The organism is Propionivibrio pelophilus DSM 12018, assembly GCF_059569095.1.
On record NZ_JCANUT010000040.1, the window covers coordinates 20,058 to 37,487 of the forward strand.

Annotated in this window: 17 protein-coding genes; 8 read left to right on the forward strand and 9 right to left on the reverse strand. The window is 62.6% G+C overall.

The window, feature by feature from the left end:
- The first annotated feature begins 20 nt into the window (after positions 1-20).
- Entirely contained in the window at positions 21-854 is an 834-nt protein-coding gene (gene hpnD, locus BO74_RS14910; protein ID WP_496443187.1) for a presqualene diphosphate synthase HpnD, read from the forward strand.
- A complete protein-coding gene (gene hpnE, locus BO74_RS14915) occupies positions 851-2,140 on the forward strand; it encodes a hydroxysqualene dehydroxylase HpnE (RefSeq protein WP_496443171.1) in 1,290 nt (429 codons plus the stop codon). Before hpnD ends, hpnE begins: the two co-directional genes overlap by 4 nt.
- Positions 2,141-2,158: 18 nt before the next feature.
- On the opposite strand, the gene BO74_RS14920 is transcribed toward hpnE, so the two are convergent.
- Genes BO74_RS14920 through BO74_RS14930 form a run of 3 tightly spaced genes read right to left on the reverse strand, consistent with a single transcriptional unit; the run spans position 2,159 to position 4,330 of the window.
- Positions 2,159-2,413, reverse strand: a complete 255-nt coding sequence (locus BO74_RS14920; RefSeq protein ID WP_496443172.1) for a hypothetical protein — start codon at positions 2,411-2,413, stop codon at positions 2,159-2,161.
- A gap of 49 nt (positions 2,414-2,462) precedes the next feature.
- Entirely contained in the window at positions 2,463-3,608 is a 1,146-nt protein-coding gene (locus BO74_RS14925; protein WP_496443173.1) for an iron-containing alcohol dehydrogenase, read from the reverse strand.
- Positions 3,609-3,634: 26 nt separating this feature from the next.
- Positions 3,635-4,330: an ABC transporter ATP-binding protein gene (locus BO74_RS14930; RefSeq protein ID WP_496443174.1), complete on the reverse strand. Its 696-nt coding sequence runs from the start codon at positions 4,328-4,330 to the stop codon at positions 3,635-3,637.
- Here BO74_RS14930 and BO74_RS14935 point away from each other — a divergent pair.
- On the forward strand, positions 4,329-4,952 hold the full coding sequence (locus tag BO74_RS14935; RefSeq protein WP_496443175.1) for an arylesterase: 624 nt from the start codon (positions 4,329-4,331) through the stop codon (positions 4,950-4,952). The genes BO74_RS14930 and BO74_RS14935 overlap by 2 nt on opposite strands.
- Positions 4,953-5,032: 80 nt before the next feature.
- Here BO74_RS14935 and BO74_RS14940 read toward each other — a convergent pair whose 3' ends face one another.
- The 3 genes from BO74_RS14940 to BO74_RS14950 all read right to left on the reverse strand — a co-directional run bounded on the left by BO74_RS14940 (position 5,033) and on the right by BO74_RS14950 (position 6,298).
- A complete protein-coding gene (locus BO74_RS14940) occupies positions 5,033-5,221 on the reverse strand; it encodes a DUF3460 family protein (protein ID WP_496443176.1) in 189 nt (62 codons plus the stop codon).
- A 31-nt stretch (positions 5,222-5,252) separates the two neighbouring features.
- Positions 5,253-5,486, reverse strand: coding sequence for a DUF3567 family protein (locus tag BO74_RS14945; RefSeq protein ID WP_496443177.1), 234 nt, complete (start codon positions 5,484-5,486; stop codon positions 5,253-5,255).
- Between the two features lie 215 nt (positions 5,487-5,701).
- The gene (locus tag BO74_RS14950) at positions 5,702-6,298 is read right to left on the reverse strand and encodes a TIGR00645 family protein (RefSeq protein ID WP_496443178.1); all 597 of its coding nucleotides are present in this window, start codon (positions 6,296-6,298) and stop codon (positions 5,702-5,704) included.
- A 181-nt stretch (positions 6,299-6,479) separates the two neighbouring features.
- On the opposite strand from BO74_RS14950, the gene BO74_RS14955 reads away from it, so the two are divergent.
- From BO74_RS14955 to BO74_RS14965, 3 genes are read left to right on the forward strand one after another with little or no spacing between them, the layout of a single operon-like run.
- On the forward strand, positions 6,480-8,966 hold the full coding sequence (locus BO74_RS14955; protein WP_496443179.1) for a glycogen/starch/alpha-glucan phosphorylase: 2,487 nt from the start codon (positions 6,480-6,482) through the stop codon (positions 8,964-8,966).
- Entirely contained in the window at positions 8,963-12,376 is a 3,414-nt protein-coding gene (locus tag BO74_RS14960) for a hybrid sensor histidine kinase/response regulator (protein ID WP_496443180.1), read from the forward strand. The genes BO74_RS14955 and BO74_RS14960 overlap by 4 nt, the downstream gene beginning before the upstream one ends.
- A 3-nt stretch (positions 12,377-12,379) precedes the next feature.
- Positions 12,380-13,504, forward strand: coding sequence for a response regulator (locus BO74_RS14965; protein WP_496443181.1), 1,125 nt, complete (start codon positions 12,380-12,382; stop codon positions 13,502-13,504).
- Between the two features lie 71 nt (positions 13,505-13,575).
- Here the strand turns inward: BO74_RS14965 and BO74_RS14970 are convergent, their stop codons facing one another.
- From BO74_RS14970 to clpB, 3 genes are all read right to left on the reverse strand, one after another.
- On the reverse strand, positions 13,576-13,872 hold the full coding sequence (locus BO74_RS14970; protein ID WP_496443182.1) for a type II toxin-antitoxin system RelE/ParE family toxin: 297 nt from the start codon (positions 13,870-13,872) through the stop codon (positions 13,576-13,578).
- 1 nt (position 13,873) lies between these two features.
- Complete coding sequence (locus BO74_RS14975) at positions 13,874-14,158, reverse strand: CopG family ribbon-helix-helix protein (RefSeq protein WP_496443183.1); 285 nt, start codon at positions 14,156-14,158, stop codon at positions 13,874-13,876.
- A 97-nt stretch (positions 14,159-14,255) separates the two neighbouring features.
- Complete coding sequence (gene clpB / locus BO74_RS14980) at positions 14,256-16,835, reverse strand: ATP-dependent chaperone ClpB (RefSeq protein ID WP_496443184.1); 2,580 nt, start codon at positions 16,833-16,835, stop codon at positions 14,256-14,258.
- 165 nt (positions 16,836-17,000) lie between these two features.
- Between clpB and BO74_RS14985 the strand changes: the two genes are divergently transcribed.
- Both BO74_RS14985 and BO74_RS14990 read left to right on the forward strand, forming a co-directional pair.
- Positions 17,001-17,159, forward strand: coding sequence for a hypothetical protein (locus BO74_RS14985; RefSeq protein WP_496443185.1), 159 nt, complete (start codon positions 17,001-17,003; stop codon positions 17,157-17,159).
- Between the two features lie 39 nt (positions 17,160-17,198).
- The coding region (locus BO74_RS14990; RefSeq protein WP_496443186.1) for a helix-turn-helix domain-containing protein at positions 17,199-17,430 on the forward strand (232 nt) is incomplete at its 3' end.

Below are 17,430 nucleotides of genomic sequence, written 5' to 3' on the forward strand. Positions count from 1 at the left end.
ACACGACCATGAAACGCCCGATGACCCCCGAAGAGTATTGCCAGGACAAAGCCGCATCGAGCGGTTCGAGCTTCTACTACAGTTTCCTGTTTCTGCCGCCGAACCGGCGTCGCGCGATTACTGCGCTGTACGCGTTCTGCCGCGAGGTCGACGACGTCGTCGACGAATGCAAAGACCCGCAAGTGGCCGCCAACAAGCTCGTCTGGTGGCGCCAGGAACTCGACCGGCTGTACGCCGGGCAGCCGCAGCACCCGGTGACCCAGGCGCTGCAGGCGGTGCTGCCCGAATTCAACCTGCCGCAGGAACAGCTGCTGGAAATCATCGACGGCATGGAAATGGACCTGCAGCAGACGCGCTACCTCGACTTCACGGCGCTCTCGCTGTACTGCTACCGCGTCGCCAGCGTGGTCGGCCTGCTCGCCGCGGAGATCTTCGGCTACAGCGACCGCCTGACGCTGAAGTACGCGCACGATCTGGGCATGGCCTTCCAGCTGACCAACATCATCCGCGATGTCGGCGAGGATGCGCGCCGTGGCCGCATCTACCTGCCGATGGATGAATTGAAGCGTTTCAACGTTTCGGTCACCGATATTTTCGATGCCCGGCAGTCGGAGAACTTCCGGAAGCTCATGGAATTCCAGATCGAACGCGCCGAACGCTATTACGCGCAAGCGCTGAGCCAGCTGCCCGCGGCCGACCGGAAAGCGCAACGCCCGGGGCTGGTCATGGCCGCGATCTATCGCGCGCTGCTCGACGAGATCAAACGCGACGGTTGCCAGGTGCTCCGCCAGCGCACCTCCCTCACGCCGCTGCGCAAGCTGTGGCTCGCCTGGCGGACCTGGATCAAGGGGTGAACGGACGCATCGCCGTCATCGGCGGCGGCTGGGCCGGACTGGCCTGTGCCGTAGAACTCACCGCGGCCGGCCGCCAAGTTTGCGTATTCGAAGCCGCGCGGCAACTCGGCGGACGCGCCCGACGGGTCATGGTACATGGCGTCCCGCTCGACAACGGACAGCACATCCTGATCGGCGCCTACCACGAAACCCTGCGCCTGATGCGACTGGCCGGTGCCGACCCGGACACCCTCCTTGCGCGCTCCCCTCTGGAGTTGAACCACCCGTGCGGCGGATTCCGGCTGCGCCTGCCGCGCCTGCCCGCCCCGTTCCATCTGGCGATCGGCCTGATGACCGCGCGGGGAGCGTCGTTGCGGGAAAAGTTTTCGGCCGCGCGCTTCATGCGCACCCTGCAACGGGACGACTACCGCCTGCAAGACGACATCTCCGTCGCCGAATTGCTCGACCGGCACAGTCAGACGGGCAACATCCGGCGCTTCATGTGGGAGCCGCTGTGCCTGGCGGCGCTCAACACGCCATCTGCCTCGGCATCGGCACAACTGTTTGCCAACGTGCTGCGCGACAGCCTCGGCGGCAAAAGAGAGGACACCGATCTGCTGTTGCCGGCCGCCGATCTCGGCCGGGTGTTCCCTGATGCCGCCCGGAATTGCGTCGAATCCGGCGGCGGCGAAGTCAGGCTGTCCGCCCGCGTCGACACGCTTCATCCCCCGCTGACCATCGGCGACGAAACCTTCGCCCACGTCGCGATCGCCACCGCACCGCAACACGCATCCGCACTGCTGCACGCGTTTCCCGAAACGGAAGAGATTGCCCGGCAACTGGATAGCTACACGTTCGAACCGATCGGTACGGTCTATCTGGGGTATCCGGTGGCGCTGAGATTCCCCTTCCCGATGCTGGGTCTCGAAACGCCGAAGCCCGGTCGCATCGGGCAATGGGCCTTCGAGCGCAGCGATCAAGAAGGCGGGCAAGGTATCGCCGCCTGCGTGCTCAGCGGCGAAGGCCTCTGGGACACGCTCGACAACGACTCACTGGCGGCGACCCTGCATCGTGAACTTCAGGACACGCTGGGCCACACCCTGCCCGCCCCGCTCTGGCAGCAGGTCATCCGCGAGCGACGCGCCACGTTCTCGTGCTGCCCGGGACTATTCCGCCCGACACCGGACACGCCGGTTCGCGGCCTGTGGCTGGCCGGCGACTACGTCTGCGCCGACTATCCGGCGACGCTCGAAGGCGCGGTGCGCAGCGGCGTGACCGTCGCCCGCCGCATTCTTGCGCAGCCCTGACGGGACTCTGCCGGCCGTTCAGCCGACGACGAGATACCCGCTCACGAGAATCATCGCCAGGAATCCGGCAAACACCATCCAGCCCTCGCGCGTTCTCGGGAACCCAAACCGCACCAACTCCCCGAGCACCCCGCGGCGATTGAAAAAGCTCTTCGACGTATCGCGCATGTAGAACCACTGTTGCTTTCGCTCCGATCCGATGACCAGCGAAGCCACCACCACCACGATCAGCCAGGTCAAAAACAAAAGACCAATCCGCCCGTTGAGACTCATCCGCCCTCTCCCGTCAAAAAACTGTTTTCCTGCGAATAATCGCCAACAATCAGGCAGCGGCCGCGACGATCTCGCGCACCACGTCCGGCGTAATCACGCCCTTCTCGCCCAGCTTGCGCATGCCGTGCCCTTCGATGCCGGCAGCGATCAGCTCCGCCGCTTTCGGGTCGGTCACGCCGGCTTCGCTCAGACGCACGGGAATACCGAGATCGCGGAACAACTGCTCGATCGCGTTGATCGTGCGCTGGGGCAGATCGACATCCGGCGCCAGATTGAACACGCTGCGGCCCATTTGCGCCAGCTTGACCTTCTTGTTTTCGAGTTGGTTGCGCAGCAGCGCCGGCAGCACGATAGCCAGCGTACGGGCGTGATCGATGCCGTACTCGGCGGTGAGTTCGTGCCCGATCATGTGCGTCGCCCAGTCCTGCGGCACGCCGACGCCGATCAGCCCGTTGAGCGCCTGGTTGGCCGTCCACATGAAGTTGGCGCGCCAGGAATCGTTGTCCCGCCCCTTGAACTGCAGCGCCAGGTTGACCAGATTGCGCAGCAGCACTTCGGCGTAGCCATCCTGCACCCAGGCTTGCGCCGGGAAGGTCAGATACTGCTCGCAGACGTGCACGAAGGCGTCGACCAGGCCGTTGGCGATCTGCTTCTCGGGCAACGACTTGATCACGTCCGGATCGAGCACGGCGAAGCGCGGATACACCGCATCCGACGAAAAAACCAGCTTCTCCTTGGTCGTGCGCCGGGTGATCACCGCCCCACCATTCGATTCCGAGCCGGTGGCCGGCAGCGTCAGCACGACGCCCAGCGGCAAGGCCTGCTTCACCCGGTGCTTGCCGAGAAGGATGTCCCAGCCGTTGCCGTCGTAGCAACTCGCCGCCGCGACGTACTTGCTCCCGTCGATGACCGAGCCGCCACCAACAGCGAGAATGTAGTCGAGCCCTTCCTTGCGAATCAAGGCAACCGCCTTGTCGAGGGTTTCCACGGCCGGATTCGGCTCGACGCCGCCGAACTCCATCCAGGTGCGCCCCTCCAGTGCCGCCGCCACCTGGTCGTAAACGCCGTTCGTCTTGATCGATCCGCCGCCATAGAGGACCAGCACCTTCCTTGACGGGTCAATGGCCTTGGCGATGGACGCGATCTTGCCCTGTCCGAAATGGATCACGGTCGGGTTGGAATAGATGAACTTCATGAAACAAACTCCAGAAAAAACAGAAATCAGGAAATCTCTTCGATCAAGCCGGCATGCATGCGCAACCGCCGCCGACAACGGGCGGCAATCTCCTCGTCGTGCGTGACGAGGATCAGCGTCGTGCCGCGCTCGGCATTGATCGCAAACATCAGTTCGATGATCTGGTGCCCGGTCGCTGCATCGAGGTTGCCGGTCGGCTCATCGGCCAGGATTAGCATCGGCTTCGGCGCAAACGCGCGCGCCACCGCCACCCGCTGCTGCTCGCCGCCGGAAAGATGCTTCGGATAATGGCGCAGGCGGTGCGCCAGGCCGACGCGTTCGAGCCAGTACTCGGCCTCGGCGCGGGCATTGGCGATGCCGGCCAGTTCCAGCGGCAGCATCACGTTTTCTATGGCATTGAGCGACGGCAGCAACTGGAACGACTGGAAGACGAACCCGAGCAGGCGGCCGCGCAGCACCGCGCGCGCATCCTCGTCGAGCCCGGCGAGTTCCTCGCCGGCCAGCTTCACGACACCGCTGCTCGGCAGATCGAGGCCGGCCAGCAGTCCGAGCAGGGTCGATTTGCCGGAACCGGACGCGCCGACGATGGCCACGGTATCGCCAGCGGCGACGCAAAACGAATTCTCATGCAGAATGATCAGCGGCTCGCCGCCGTTATCGACGCTCTTGGTCAGGCGGCTGACTTCCACCACGTTCGTTGCCGGCGTATTCTGCATTCCCATGTTCCGATCATTCATCCTTCGTTGCCTGCTGATCGCCAGCAGCCTGTTCCTGACGGTTCCCGACGCGCTCGCAGCGCGGACCATCCTCGTTTTCGGCGACTCACTCTCGGCCGGCTACGGAATCCCCCGTGAATCAGCCTGGCCCAGCCTGCTCGCCAGCCGCCTGCGGGAAAAAAAAATCGATTATAGCGTCGTCAACGCCAGCATTTCCGGGGAAACCACCAGCGGCGGGCGGACCCGTCTTGACGACGCCCTGAACAAGCACGCGCCCGAGATCGTGATCATCGCCCTCGGCGCCAACGACGGCCTGCGAGGCCTGCCGATTGCCACGCTGCGCGCCAACCTCGATGCGATGGCCGCAACAGCACAAAAGCGCAAAGCGCGCGTATTGATCGTCGGGCAACGCCTGCCTCCGAACTACGGCCCCTACGCCGACCAGTTCCACCGGGTTTTCGCTGACGTCGCAAAGAGTGCGAAAACAGCGTTCGTCGATTTCCTCCTCGACGGCGTGGCGCTCACTCCCGAACTGTTCCAGCCGGACAACCTGCACCCGACGGCCGCGGCACAGCCTCGTCTGCTTGACAACGTCTGGCGCGGACTGGAACCGCTGCTCAGGAAATAACGATGCCGGGCGGTGAAAGCCAGCCGTCCGGCATCGTGTGGACGCATCCCGGGTCTGCGACCCGGCGCGCGTTTTAACGCTTAGAAATTGACGTCGTAGGGATACGACTTCTGCTTCTCCGCGGCCTGGCGGAAGACCTGCTGCTCGGCCGGATCGACTTTCCGGCTCCACAGCAAAGCCAAGCCTTCGCGCTGCTGCGCCTCCCATTCCGGATGCTTCAGCCGCTGCTCTTTGAGGTATTGATCATAATCGGATTGATAACCGGCCATAACAACTCCTGAGTTGGTCAAAAAATGTCGATCAATGGAATGTAATGGGCTTCGCCGCTCCGGCGCAATAGTCGTCGAGCAGCGAATCGATCGACTCCATATCCCGCTCCTCATCCGGAATATTGTCGATGGCTTCGCGCAAGCCAACGGCTATCGAGCCCTGGACGAACAACGTGCGCAGTCCCAGCTTGTCAACCAGTTCGAAAGCCGACCGCGTCGGGTAGGCCACGATTGCGTAGTGTTCGCTGTTATAGACGATGTTCATCTCGACTCCTTTCTCCGTTGTGCCACAAAAGCCCGGTCCGTTCGATCTCGTTCGTTGCTGCCAGGCAATCGCTCCTTTCGGGGGAGAAGGTGTGTCCGCTTCTCCCGTTTTCAAGTCGAAGCACGTACATCTTGCAAATACAGACCGCCATCCGGCGTGCGAGTTCAAGCCGCCGGATCAAATCCCGGCAGCTTGAACCGGCGCTTGTCGGTCACTCAGTGCTGACTGGCGTATTTTCCGCTGCCGCCAACCAGGAGCCGGTCGCACATGGCGATGGCCATTGCCGAAAGCAAAAAAGCGATATGGATGCCCGCCTGGGCGATCAGGACTTTCTCGCTGTAGGCTTCGGCGTTGATGAAGGTCTTGAGCAGATGAATGGAGGAGATACCGATGATCGCGGTCGCCAGCTTGACCTTGAGGACCGACGCGTTGACGTGCGACAGCCACTCGGGTTGGTCCGGGTGTTGCTCGAGGTTCATGCGCGAAACGAACGTTTCGTAGCCGCCGACGATAACCATGATCAACAGGTTGGAAATCATGACCACGTCGATCAGCCCCAGAACGACGAGCATGATCGTCGTCTCGGTCAGTCTCCCGGTCTGCGAGCCATAGCCGACGGCCTGTACGATATGCTCCAGCGCCGTCTTGTTGCCGAGCGCCGCGCCGACGAGATCGACCAGCTCGACCCAGAAATGAACGACATAGACGCACTGCGCGACGATCAGGCCGAGATACAGCGGCAACTGCAACCAGCGGCTCATGAAGATGAAATTGGGCAACGGCCGGAGATGGGGAGGCTGGGGTTCGGTCATGAACAAGAATCCTGAGTTGAAGAATTGGTGCGACAAGCGCCGTCCGCAAAACACGGACGCCAAATAGACCGTAAAACCGCAACAAGTTCCGTTGCCGCGCCTCCCCCTCCGGCCCCGACCTGCCAATTGCGCCGCCAGTGGCTATGCTGAAACAAGGCAGGCCGAAGCGAAGGGGGCGATCATGGCGAAATCAAAAACTGCAGCTCCATCCGACCTCGCGTCCGGACAGAGCGATCCATTGCGCTGCGAACTGGAGCAACACATCGTCTCCATGCTCGGCAACGATTTCCGGCCGCCGCGCCGCGACACCTATTTCCAGGGGCTGGCCTACTGCGTGCGCACGCGCCTGATCGAGCGCTGGCTGCACGCACAGCGCTCCAACTACGAACGGCACGCCAAGCGCGTTTATTACCTGTCGCTGGAATTCCTGCCCGGGCCGTTCATGAAAAGCTACACCCTCGCCCTCGGACTGGGTGACAAAGTCGCAGCGGCGCTCGCAGGCAGCGGTTTCAGCCTCGACACGCTTGCCGAAGAGGAACGCGACCCCGGCCTGGGCAACGGCGGACTCGGGCGCCTGGCCTCGTGCTTCATGGATTCGATGGCCTGTCTGGGCATCCCGGGTTACGGCTACGGCATCCGCTACGACTACGGCATCTTCACCCAGAAGGTCCTCGATGGCTGGCAGGTCGAAGAGTGCGACAACTGGATGGTCAACGGCAATCCGTGGGAAATCGCCCGCCGCGGCTTCCCGTACACCGTACGTTTTTCCGGCCGTTCCGAGAGTTACAGCGACGCGACCGGCCGGATCCGCTATCGCTGGGTGGACACCGAAAACGTCAACGCGATGCCCTGCGACATGCTGATTCCGGGATTCGCCACCGAAACCACGACCAACATGCGACTCTGGGCCGCGGTATCGAGCACCGACTTCAATCTCGCCTTCTTCAATGACGGCGACTACATCAAGGCCATGCAGGAAAAGGTGCTCAGTGAAAACCTCACGAAGGTGCTCTACCCCAGCGACGAGCGCGAGGCGGGCAAGGAACTGCGCCTGAAGCAGCAATACTTCTTCGTGGCGGCAACCTTCCAGGACATCCTCCGTCGCTTCCGCAAGAGCCGTGCCGATATTGCGACGCTGCCCGACAGCGTCGCCGTCCAGCTCAACGACACGCACCCCGCCATCGCCATCCCCGAACTGATGCGCATCCTGCTCGACGAGGATGATCTGGAATGGGACGCGGCGTGGGCCATCTGCGTCCGCACCTTCGCCTATACCAATCACACGGTCTTGCCGGAAGCGCTGGAAACCTGGCCCGTCAGCCTGATCGAACGTCTGCTGCCGCGGCATATGGCGATCATCTACGAAATCAACCGGCGCTTCCTCGACGACGTGGCGCAGCGCCATCCCGGCGACGGCGAACTGCTCCGGCGCATGTCGCTGATCGCCGAAGGGCACGAAAAACGGGTGCGCATGGCGCATCTGGCGATCGTCGGCAGCCACTCGGTCAATGGCGTAGCGGCCCTGCATACGCACATTCTGAAGACCCGCCTGTTCGCCGACTTCGATCACTTCTTCCCGGGGCGCTTCCGTAACGTAACCAACGGAATCACCCAGCGCCGCTGGCTGCTGCAGGCCAACCCCGGCCTGGCCGCGCTGATCAGCGCAACGATCGGCCCGGCATGGATCCGCGACCTCGACACCCTGAAAAAGCTCGAGCCGCATGCCGAGGATCCGTCCTTCCGTGCCGCCTGGCGAGACGCGAAGCTGACGAACAAGCAACGCCTCGCTGCGTGCATCAAAGAAAAGACCGGCATCGAAGTCGATCCCACGTCGCTGTTCGACATCCAGGTGAAGCGCATCCACGAGTACAAGCGGCAGATCCTCAACGTCCTGCACGCGGTGACGCTGTACAACCGCATCAAGGACGCCCCGCAGCAGCAACGCGTCCCGCGCACGATCATCTTCGGCGGCAAGGCCGCGCCGGCGTACGCGATGGCCAAGCTGACGATCCGCCTGATCAACGCCGTGGCCGACAAGGTGAACGGCGACTCCGACATGCGCGGCCGACTGGCCGTTGTCTTCCTGCCCAACTATTGCGTTTCGCTCGCCGAGAAGATCATTCCGGCCGCCGACCTTTCCGAGCAGATTTCGACCGCCGGCATGGAGGCCTCCGGCACCGGCAACATGAAGTTCGCCCTCAACGGTGCGCTGACCATCGGCACGCTGGACGGCGCCAACATCGAAATCCGCGAGGAAGTCGGCGCGGAGAATTTCTTCCTCTTCGGCCTGACCAGCGAGGAAATCGACGCCGCGCGGAGCAGCGGCTACCAGCCGGCGCACTATTACGAGCGTGACAACGAGTTGCGCCGGGCGCTCGACATGATCGCCAGCGGCGCATTCTCGCCGACCCAAGCCGGTCTCTTCGCACCGATCCGTCAGGCGTTTCTGGAGCATGGCGATCCGTACTTCGTGCTCGCGGACTACCGGTCCTACATCACGGCACAAGAGCAAGTCGACCGGCTGTTCGTCGATCGCGATGAATGGACGCGGCGCTCCATCCTCAACGTCGCGCGGATGGGCAAGTTCTCCAGCGACCGGGCGATCCGCGAATACGCCCGCGACATCTGGGGTATCGTTCCGGCAACGCTTGAGGAATCGCACACATGAGAATCGAGACCGGAAGCCGCGTGGTCACCTTGCTGGTGGCGCTACTGTCCGCCTTCAGCATCGGCACGTACCTGTTTTCGAATCGTGCGCTGGAAACCTTGCGGCATGCAGAACAACGGCACCACGAGTTGGCACAGGCGATCTATGCTTACGGACAGAACAGCGACTTGCTGACCACGGCGGCAAGAACATACATCGTTACGGGAAACGAGTTTTTTCGCAGGACATTCAATGCACGACTCGACGCCGGCTGGCCGATCTCTCTTATTGAACGGCTGCGCGAGATGCTCGGCGAGAACACCGATGAAATATCGCTGCTGGAAACCGCCAGGGAAAACTCCGAAGCGCTGATCGTCCTCGAAAAGGAGGCCATGCTCAAATCTGAACACGGCGACCGCGACGGCGCCATTGCGCAGATCCTCGGCCCCGAACATCGCGTGCGCGAAACCATCACCACCGACCTCGTCACCCAGATTCTCCGACAAATCGATGCCCGAGAACGCCAGGAAGCAACACGGCTCACGGAGCAAAGCGAACTTGCCGGAAAGATTTCGTGGGCGACCATGGCAATCAACGTGGCCGGAATGCTCGGCGTGCTGCTCGGCTTTTACCGCAACAAAGTCGTCCGCCCCCTGCTCAGCATCACCCGGCAGACTCGCCTGCTGCTGACAGGCAAGCGCAACATCAGCTTCATCGGGACGCAGGCGACGAAAGAGGCGGAGGAGATTCTGGAGCTTGCTAAAACGCTGGAGGATTACCAGCGTGTTTCCGCCGAACGCGACGCGCAACAGGAACAACTGCGCGTGGCCAGCGCCGAGCAGAAGGCCATCGTCGATTCCGCCACCTCCGGCATTGCGCAGATCAAGGATCGGGTCATCGAACGGGCGAATCGCCAACTGCACACCATCATCGGCTGGGATCCGTGGGAACTCGTCGGCCAGACCACACGCGTCTGGTACCCCGATGATGCAATGTGGCAAAACGACGAGGAGTCACTCTACGAGCCCGTGTGGCGCGGCGAGACCAGCACGCGCGAAATGGAGATGGCGCGCCGCGACGGCAGCCGTTTCTGGGCCCGTCTGACGGGCCGCGCAGTGGACGCCAACGACCGATCACGCGGCTCGGTCTGGATCATCGACGACATCACCGTCGAGCACGCGGCGATCGAGGAAATGCAGAAGGCCCGCGCCCTGGCCGAGGAAGCGGCACGGATGAAGTCCGATTTCCTCGCCAACATGAGCCATGAAATCCGCACCCCGATGAATGCGATCATCGGCACCGCCTACCTGGCCCTGAAAACCAACCCTTCCGCCCGCCAGCGCGACTACCTGAAGAAGATCCAGGCATCGAGCCAGATCCTGCTCGGCATCATCAACGACATCCTCGACCTGTCCAAGATCGAGGCCGGCAAACTGGTCGTCGAACGCACCGACTTCGAACTGCAGCAGGTTCTCGACAGCGTCACCAACCTGGTCGCCGAAAAAGCCGCCGGCAAGGGCCTCGAACTGATCGTCAACGTCGCCGGCGACGTCCCCGCTCCCCTCGTCGGCGACCCGCTGCGCCTCGGCCAGGTACTCACGAATTACGTCAATAACGCGGTCAAGTTCACCGAACACGGCGAAATCGAGATCAGCGTGGCCGTCGATCACGCGAAAGGCAACGATCTGTTACTGCGGTTTGCGGTACGCGACACCGGCATCGGCCTCACCGACGAACAGAAAAACCGCCTGTTCCAGAACTTCGAGCAGGCCGACACGTCGACCACGCGCAAGTACGGCGGCACCGGACTGGGCCTGTCGATCGCCAAACAACTGGCCGAATTGATGGGCGGCGCGGTAGGGGTTGACAGCGAATTCGGCAAGGGCAGCACGTTCTGGTTTACGGCACGCCTGGGGCGCGGAAGAAGAAAGCGCGGCAGGCCGCTGCTCAACCCGGCGATGCGCGGTTGCCGCGTGCTACTGGCCGACGACAGCGACACCGCCCGCGAGGTCATCGGCGAGATGCTGCGCAGCCTGACCTTCGATGTCACCGCGGTCGCTTCGGGCGATGCGGCGATCGCCGAGATCACCCGCGCCGATACAGCCGGCGAGCGTTACGAAGTCGCCCTGCTCGACTGGCGGATGGCCGACCTGGACGGCATCGCCACGGCCGCGAAAATCCGCGCCCTGAACCTGGAGAAACCACCCCGGCTGGTAATCATCAGCGCCTATGGCCGCGACGAACTGTTCCAGACCGCCGAAGCGGCGGGCATCGAGAACGTCCTGATCAAGCCGCTCAGCCCGTCACTGCTGTTCGACACGATCGTCAATCAAGGCGCGACGGAGCACGAGGAAGCGACTGAGGAACCGCCCACGGCATCCGAAATCGAAACCCGGCTGGCGTCGATCGCCGGCGCGCGCGTCCTCCTCGTTGAAGACAACGACATGAACCAGCAGATGGCCACCGAACTGCTCGGCAGCGTCGGGCTCGATGTGGAACTCGCCGAGAACGGCCGCATCGCCGTGGAAAAGGTCCAGGCGCAGGCGTTCGACATCGTTCTGATGGACATGCAGATGCCCGAGATGGACGGCATCACCGCCACGCGGGAAATCCGCAAGCAGCCGCAGTACGCCGAGTTGCCGATCGTCGCCATGACCGCCAACGCCATGGAAGGCGACCGCGAGAAATGCCTGGCCGCCGGGATGCAGGACCACGTTGCCAAGCCGATCGACCCCGACACGTTGTGGCGCGCCCTGCTCCGCTGGATCAAGCCCCGTGCCGGACTGCCTGCGGGAACTCCAACCGCCTCGAGCCCGGACGCGCGGGAAAAGGCGGAATGGACGCCGCCGACGATCGTCGGCATCGACACCGCGCAAGGCCTCAAGCGGGCGGTCGGCAAAGGCTCGCTCTACCTCGCCATGCTGCGCAAATTCCTCGACGGCCAGGCCGCTGTTCCCGAACAACTGAAAAGCGCGCTCGATGCAGACGACTGGCCGCTCGCCGAACGGCTAGCCCACACGCTCAAGGGAACCGCCGGGAACATTGGCGCCAGCGCCATCCAGGAGGCCGCAGCAAAGCTGGAAGCGGCCATCGCCGCGCACACCGACCGGCAGGAAATCGACGCTTCGCTCGCCGACCTCAAGCGCCCGCTCGACGAAACCATTGCCGCGCTGCGCGCAGCGCTGCCGGCGGAAGCGTCTGTCAACGCTGCCGCAACCGATCCCGCGGAGGTTCGCCAACAGATCGCGCGGCTCGCCGAATTGCTGGCCGACGACGACGCGGAAGCCAGCGAGCTGCTGGTTGCACATGCAAACCTCTTCCAGGCAGCTTTTGGAAAGGACTACGCGTCGATCGCTGACGCCATCGCCCGTTTCGATTTCGAGAAGGCGCTGGCGGCGCTGCATGCCGCCCGGGCCGGAAAGGAGGAGTGAGCCATGGACGAACCGGAGACCCTGCCCCGCGCAACGATCCTGGTGGTGGACGACACCCCGGACAACCTGACGCTGATGAGTTCGCTGCTCCGCGACGACTACAAAGTCAAGGTGGCCAACAGCGGCGAACGGGCGCTGCGCATCGCCCGCTCGGAAACCCCGCCGGACCTCGTCCTGCTCGACATCATGATGCCGGAGATGGACGGCTACCAGGTCATCGAGCAGTTGAAAGGCGATCCCGCGACCCGCGACATTCCGGTCATCTTCCTGACCGCCAAGGCCACCGTCGACGACGAGAAGAAGGGCCTTGAGCTCGGCGCGGTCGACTACATCACCAAGCCGATCAGCCCGCCGATCGTCCTGGCGCGCGTCAGGACACATCTCTCGCTCAAGGCCTCGGCGGATTTCCTGCGCGACCGCGCCGCGTTTCTCGAAGAAGAAGTCGCCCGACGCACCCGCGAAGTCCGGGCAATCCAGGACGTAACCATCCTGGCCATGGCGTCGCTAGCCGAAACCCGCGACAACGACACGGGCAACCACATCCGCCGCACCCAACACTACGTCAAGACACTGGCAGAACAACTGAAAACGCACCCGCGCTTCGCCGCCTTCCTCACCGAGGCCAACATCGCCCTGCTGTTCAAATCGGCGCCGCTGCACGACATCGGCAAGGTCGGCATTCCCGACCGCATCCTGCTCAAGCCCGGACATTTCGATGCGCAGGAATTCGACATCATGAAGACCCATGCCGCGCTCGGCCGTGAGGCGATCGCCCACGCCGAAAAAGCGCTCGGCACTCCCGTGGAATTCCTGCACATGGCCAAGGAAATCGCCTTCTCGCACCAGGAAAAATGGGACGGCAGCGGCTACCCCGAAGGCCGCGCTGGCGACGCCATCCCGATCCCCGCCCGCCTGATGGCACTGGCCGACGTCTACGACGCGCTGATCAGCCGCCGGGTATACAAGGAAGGGCTGTCGCACGAGGAAGCGGCGCGAATCATCACCGAGGGGCGTGGAAAGCATTTCGACCCGGATGTCGTCGATGCTTTTCTCGCCATCCAGGACGAATTCAAAGCCATCGCCGCGCGTTTTATCGACGCCGAAAGGAAAGCGGCGCCGGCGGGTTGAATCGCTGCTTTGGGAAACACTGAAAAATTCGTCACCCCGGCGAAGGCCGGGGTTCGGATCTGTGATTGAAATCACTCGTGCCTGAAACCCGCCTCACGCTGGGCTCGGATCGCCAGAACAAAGACGGTGTCGATCTCGGCAACGTAGCGGTACAGCGCCACATACCCGTGCGAGCGCCGACCAATCACCAATTCCCGTTTGCCGCTTTCGGCAGGACGGCCAATCAGAGGGCTGGTTTCGATCACGCCGATGGCTGCGACGCTCTCGTGTATCCGCGCCACGGGGTTCTCGACCTGATACTGATCGAAGTGATCGAGAATCCGGTCGAAATCCTCCCGAACCTCGGGCGCCAGCTCGATGCGCGACACGCTACTTCGCCAGCTTGCGCGCCACCGGACGCTTCACCGCCTTGCCGACCACGCGCCCCTCCAGGTAGCTGCGCATCTCGCTCCACGGAATCGTCTTGCCGGTTTTCACGATACGTGCGTAACGCTCTTCGGCCTCGGCAAGGAACTCGGCTCGACGCTCTGCCTGTTCAGCCTTTTCGGCAATCGCCTCGAGGATGAAATTGTGGGCGGTCGTGCCGGCACGCCCAGCAGCTGCCGAAACACGGGCCTTCAGGTCATCGGGAATACGGATGGTCGTGGTGCTCATGAGAAGCTCCGGAGCGGATTCAATACGCACCCAATGTCGCAAACATGTGGCACAAAAGTGCGATCAGGAAGGAGGTGCGGACACACAATTCACTCTCTCATGCCTTGCCGAAGTGCATCACCCCGCCGGTACAAGTAACCCGAATCGTATCCTTGGCGGCAAAACGTCCTTCGAGGATCGCCTTGGCCAGCGGGTTCTCGATCTGCGCCTGGATCGCGCGCTTCAACGGCCGCGCACCAAAGATCGGGTCGAAGCCGGCGGTGGCGATTTCGGACAGCGCGCTGTCGTCGACGTCCAGCGCCATCTCCAGTTGCGCCAGCCGCTTTTCCAGATAGCCGAGCTGGATCTTCGCGATCGACTTGATGTTCTTTTCGTCGAGCGAATGGAAGACGACCACCTCGTCGATACGATTGATGAACTCCGGCCGAAAATAGGTTTTCACCTCGCCCATCACCGCCAGCTTGATAAGCTGGTAGTCGTCGCCGGCCATCTGCTGGATCATCTGCGAACCGAGATTGGATGTCATCACCACGACGGTGTTCTTGAAGTCAACCGTGCGCCCCTGCCCGTCGGTCATGCGGCCGTCGTCGAGCACCTGCAGCAGCACGTTGAACACGTCCGGGTGAGCCTTTTCAACCTCGTCGAGCAGGATCACGCTGTAGGGCTTGCGGCGCACGGCTTCGGTAAGATACCCACCTTCCTCGTAACCCACATATCCGGGCGGCGCGCCGATCAGGCGGGCGACCGAATGCTTCTCCATGAACTCGCTCATGTCGATGCGGATCAGGTGGTCTTCCGAATCGAACAGGAAATTCGCCAGCGCCTTGCACAGCTCGGTCTTGCCGACGCCGGTCGGGCCGAGGAACAGGAAGGAGCCGTAAGGCCGGTTCGGATCGGCGAGCCCGGCGCGCGAACGACGGATGGCGTCGGATACCAGGCGCACCGCCTCGTCCTGTCCGACGACGCGCTGGTGGATCTTGTCTTCCATCGCCAGCAGTTTTTCGCGCTCTCCCTGCATCATCTTGGAAACCGGGATCCCGGTCGCGCGCGAGACGACCTCGGCGATCTCCTCGACGCCGACTTCGTTGCGCAGCAGCTGGTTCTTCTTCGCAGTGCCGCCTGATTTTTCAGCGGCCTTCAATTGCGCTTCCAGTTGCGGCAGCTTGCCGTATTGCAACTCGGCGAGCTTGTCGTACTGCCCTTTGCGCTGCAATTCAGCCATTTGCGCCCGGAGCTTGTCGATCTCTTCCTTGATGTGCGCGCTGCCCTGCACCTGCGCCTTTTCGGCCTTCCAGATTTCTTCAAGGTCGTTGTATTCGCGTTGCAGCTTGAGTAGTTCGTCCTCGATCAGCTGCATGCGCTTCATCGACGCTTCGTCCTTCTCCCTGCACACGGCTTCGCGCTCGATCTTGAGCTGGATCATGCGCCGGTCGAGTTTGTCCATGACTTCCGGCTTGGAGTCGATTTCCATCTTGATGCGCGCCGCCGCCTCGTCGATCAGATCAATGGCCTTGTCCGGCAGGAAGCGGTCGGTGATGTAGCGATGCGACAACTCAGCAGCGGCAATGATCGCCGGGTCTGTAATGGGAACGCCGTGGTGTAGTTCATAGCGTTCCTGCAAACCGCGCAGGATGGCGATGGTGCTCTCGACGCTCGGCTCGTCGACGAGAACCTTCTGGAAGCGGCGTTCGAGAGCGGCGTCCTTCTCGACGTACTTGCGGTATTCGTCGAGCGTCGTTGCGCCGACGCAGTGCAGTTCGCCTCGCGCCAAGGCCGGCTTCAGCATGTTGCCCGCGTCGATGGCGCCTTCGGCCTTGCCGGCGCCGACCATGGTGTGCAGTTCGTCGATGAAGACGATGATCTTGCCTTCGTCCAGCGCAATTTCTTTCAGGACGGCCTTCAGGCGTTCCTCGAACTCGCCGCGATACTTGGCCCCGGCCAGCAGCGCCGCCATGTCGAGGCTCAACACCTTCTTGCCTTTGAGCGTTTCCGGCACCTCGTCATTGACGATACGCTGCGCCAGCCCTTCGACAATCGCCGTCTTGCCGACGCCCGGCTCGCCGATCAGCACCGGGTTGTTCTTCGTCCGCCGCTGCAGGATCTGGATGGTGCGACGGATCTCGTCGTCGCGCCCGATCACCGGGTCAAGCTTGCCCTCGCGGGCGCGCTCGGTGAGGTCGATGCAGTATTTCTTGAGCGATTCGCGCTGACCTTCGGCTTCCTGAGTATCGACGCCCTGCCCGCCGCGCACGGCCATGATCGCGGCCTCCAGCGCCTTGCGGTTAAGCCCGTGCTGTTTCGCCAACCGACCCGCCTCGCCCTTGTCCTCGCACACCGCGAGCAGGAACATCTCGCTGGCGATGAACTGGTCGCCGCGCTTCTGCGCTTCCTTGTCGGTGAGGTTGAGCAGGTTGACCAGATCACGCCCGACCTGCACGTCACCGCCATGTCCTTCAACCTTCGGCAAGCGATCGATGGACTGATCAAGCGCCGCTTTCAATGCCTGCACATTAACTCCCGCCTGCGCCAGCAGCGAGGACGTGGCGCCGTCTTCCTGCTGCAGCAGGGCCAGCAGCAGGTGGGACGATTCCATCATCTGGTTGTCGTGGCCGACGGCCAGGCTCTGCGCGTCAGCCAGAGCCTGCTGGAACTTGGTGGTGAGTTTATCTTGTCGCATGCATTTCTCCCGCGAGACGTTACCGAATGGCAACGAGATGGGGGACACCCCCTCGTTTTCAAGGGCATCTGAACCATTTACAGAAATGAGCGATTTCAGAAATTCGTTGCTTTACCCGGACTGCGATGCTTGAATCAAAAACAGGGCGTCGCCAGGAGAACGATCATGACCTTCATGAAGAGGATGTCCTTGCGCAACAAGCTCAACAGCCTGACGGGAATCGTCATCGCGGGCCTGTGCCTTCTAGCGGCAATCGTTCTCGTCGGCGAAAGAAACCAGCTTCTCGCCGACCGCTACGACAAGGTCCGAAACCTAGTCCATTGAACCAAAGAGATTGCACCCCATATGGTTTGCATGGGAAAGATGAATCTGAGTGATTTGGAGCGGGAAGAGTTGGAAGGCTTGCAGCGCAAGCGGACAGCGGCAATGGCGCAGGTTCGGCGCGCGAAGCTGATTCTTCTGCTCGATGACGGCGTGTCGCGGGACACGATCATGAATACGCTGGGCTGTGACTCGCGCTTTATCGCGACGTGGCGAGCGCGCTTTACCGAGGAGCGGCTGGCAGGCCTGTACGGTCGGCATCCGGGTCGCGCAC

What these genes read in the sequence shown, in the direction of transcription:
- hpnD (WP_496443187.1), top strand. Translation starts at nt 21, where the DNA reads ATGACCCCCGAAGAGTATTGCCAGGACAAAGCCGCATCGAGCGGTTCG.
- BO74_RS14950 (WP_496443178.1), bottom strand. Translation starts at nt 6,298, where the DNA reads ATGACCGAACCCCAGCCTCCCCATCTCCGGCCGTTGCCCAATTTCATC.
- BO74_RS14960 (WP_496443180.1), top strand. Translation starts at nt 8,963, where the DNA reads ATGAGAATCGAGACCGGAAGCCGCGTGGTCACCTTGCTGGTGGCGCTA.
- BO74_RS14985 (WP_496443185.1), top strand. Translation starts at nt 17,001, where the DNA reads ATGACCTTCATGAAGAGGATGTCCTTGCGCAACAAGCTCAACAGCCTG.
- BO74_RS14945 (WP_496443177.1), bottom strand. Translation starts at nt 5,486, where the DNA reads ATGAACATCGTCTATAACAGCGAACACTACGCAATCGTGGCCTACCCG.
- BO74_RS14955 (WP_496443179.1), top strand. Translation starts at nt 6,480, where the DNA reads ATGGCGAAATCAAAAACTGCAGCTCCATCCGACCTCGCGTCCGGACAG.
- BO74_RS14920 (WP_496443172.1), bottom strand. Translation starts at nt 2,413, where the DNA reads ATGAGTCTCAACGGGCGGATTGGTCTTTTGTTTTTGACCTGGCTGATC.
- BO74_RS14935 (WP_496443175.1), top strand. Translation starts at nt 4,329, where the DNA reads ATGTTCCGATCATTCATCCTTCGTTGCCTGCTGATCGCCAGCAGCCTG.
- clpB (WP_496443184.1), bottom strand. Translation starts at nt 16,835, where the DNA reads ATGCGACAAGATAAACTCACCACCAAGTTCCAGCAGGCTCTGGCTGAC.
- BO74_RS14965 (WP_496443181.1), top strand. Translation starts at nt 12,380, where the DNA reads ATGGACGAACCGGAGACCCTGCCCCGCGCAACGATCCTGGTGGTGGAC.
- BO74_RS14925 (WP_496443173.1), bottom strand. Translation starts at nt 3,608, where the DNA reads ATGAAGTTCATCTATTCCAACCCGACCGTGATCCATTTCGGACAGGGC.
- BO74_RS14975 (WP_496443183.1), bottom strand. Translation starts at nt 14,158, where the DNA reads ATGAGCACCACGACCATCCGTATTCCCGATGACCTGAAGGCCCGTGTT.
- BO74_RS14940 (WP_496443176.1), bottom strand. Translation starts at nt 5,221, where the DNA reads ATGGCCGGTTATCAATCCGATTATGATCAATACCTCAAAGAGCAGCGG.
- BO74_RS14930 (WP_496443174.1), bottom strand. Translation starts at nt 4,330, where the DNA reads ATGGGAATGCAGAATACGCCGGCAACGAACGTGGTGGAAGTCAGCCGC.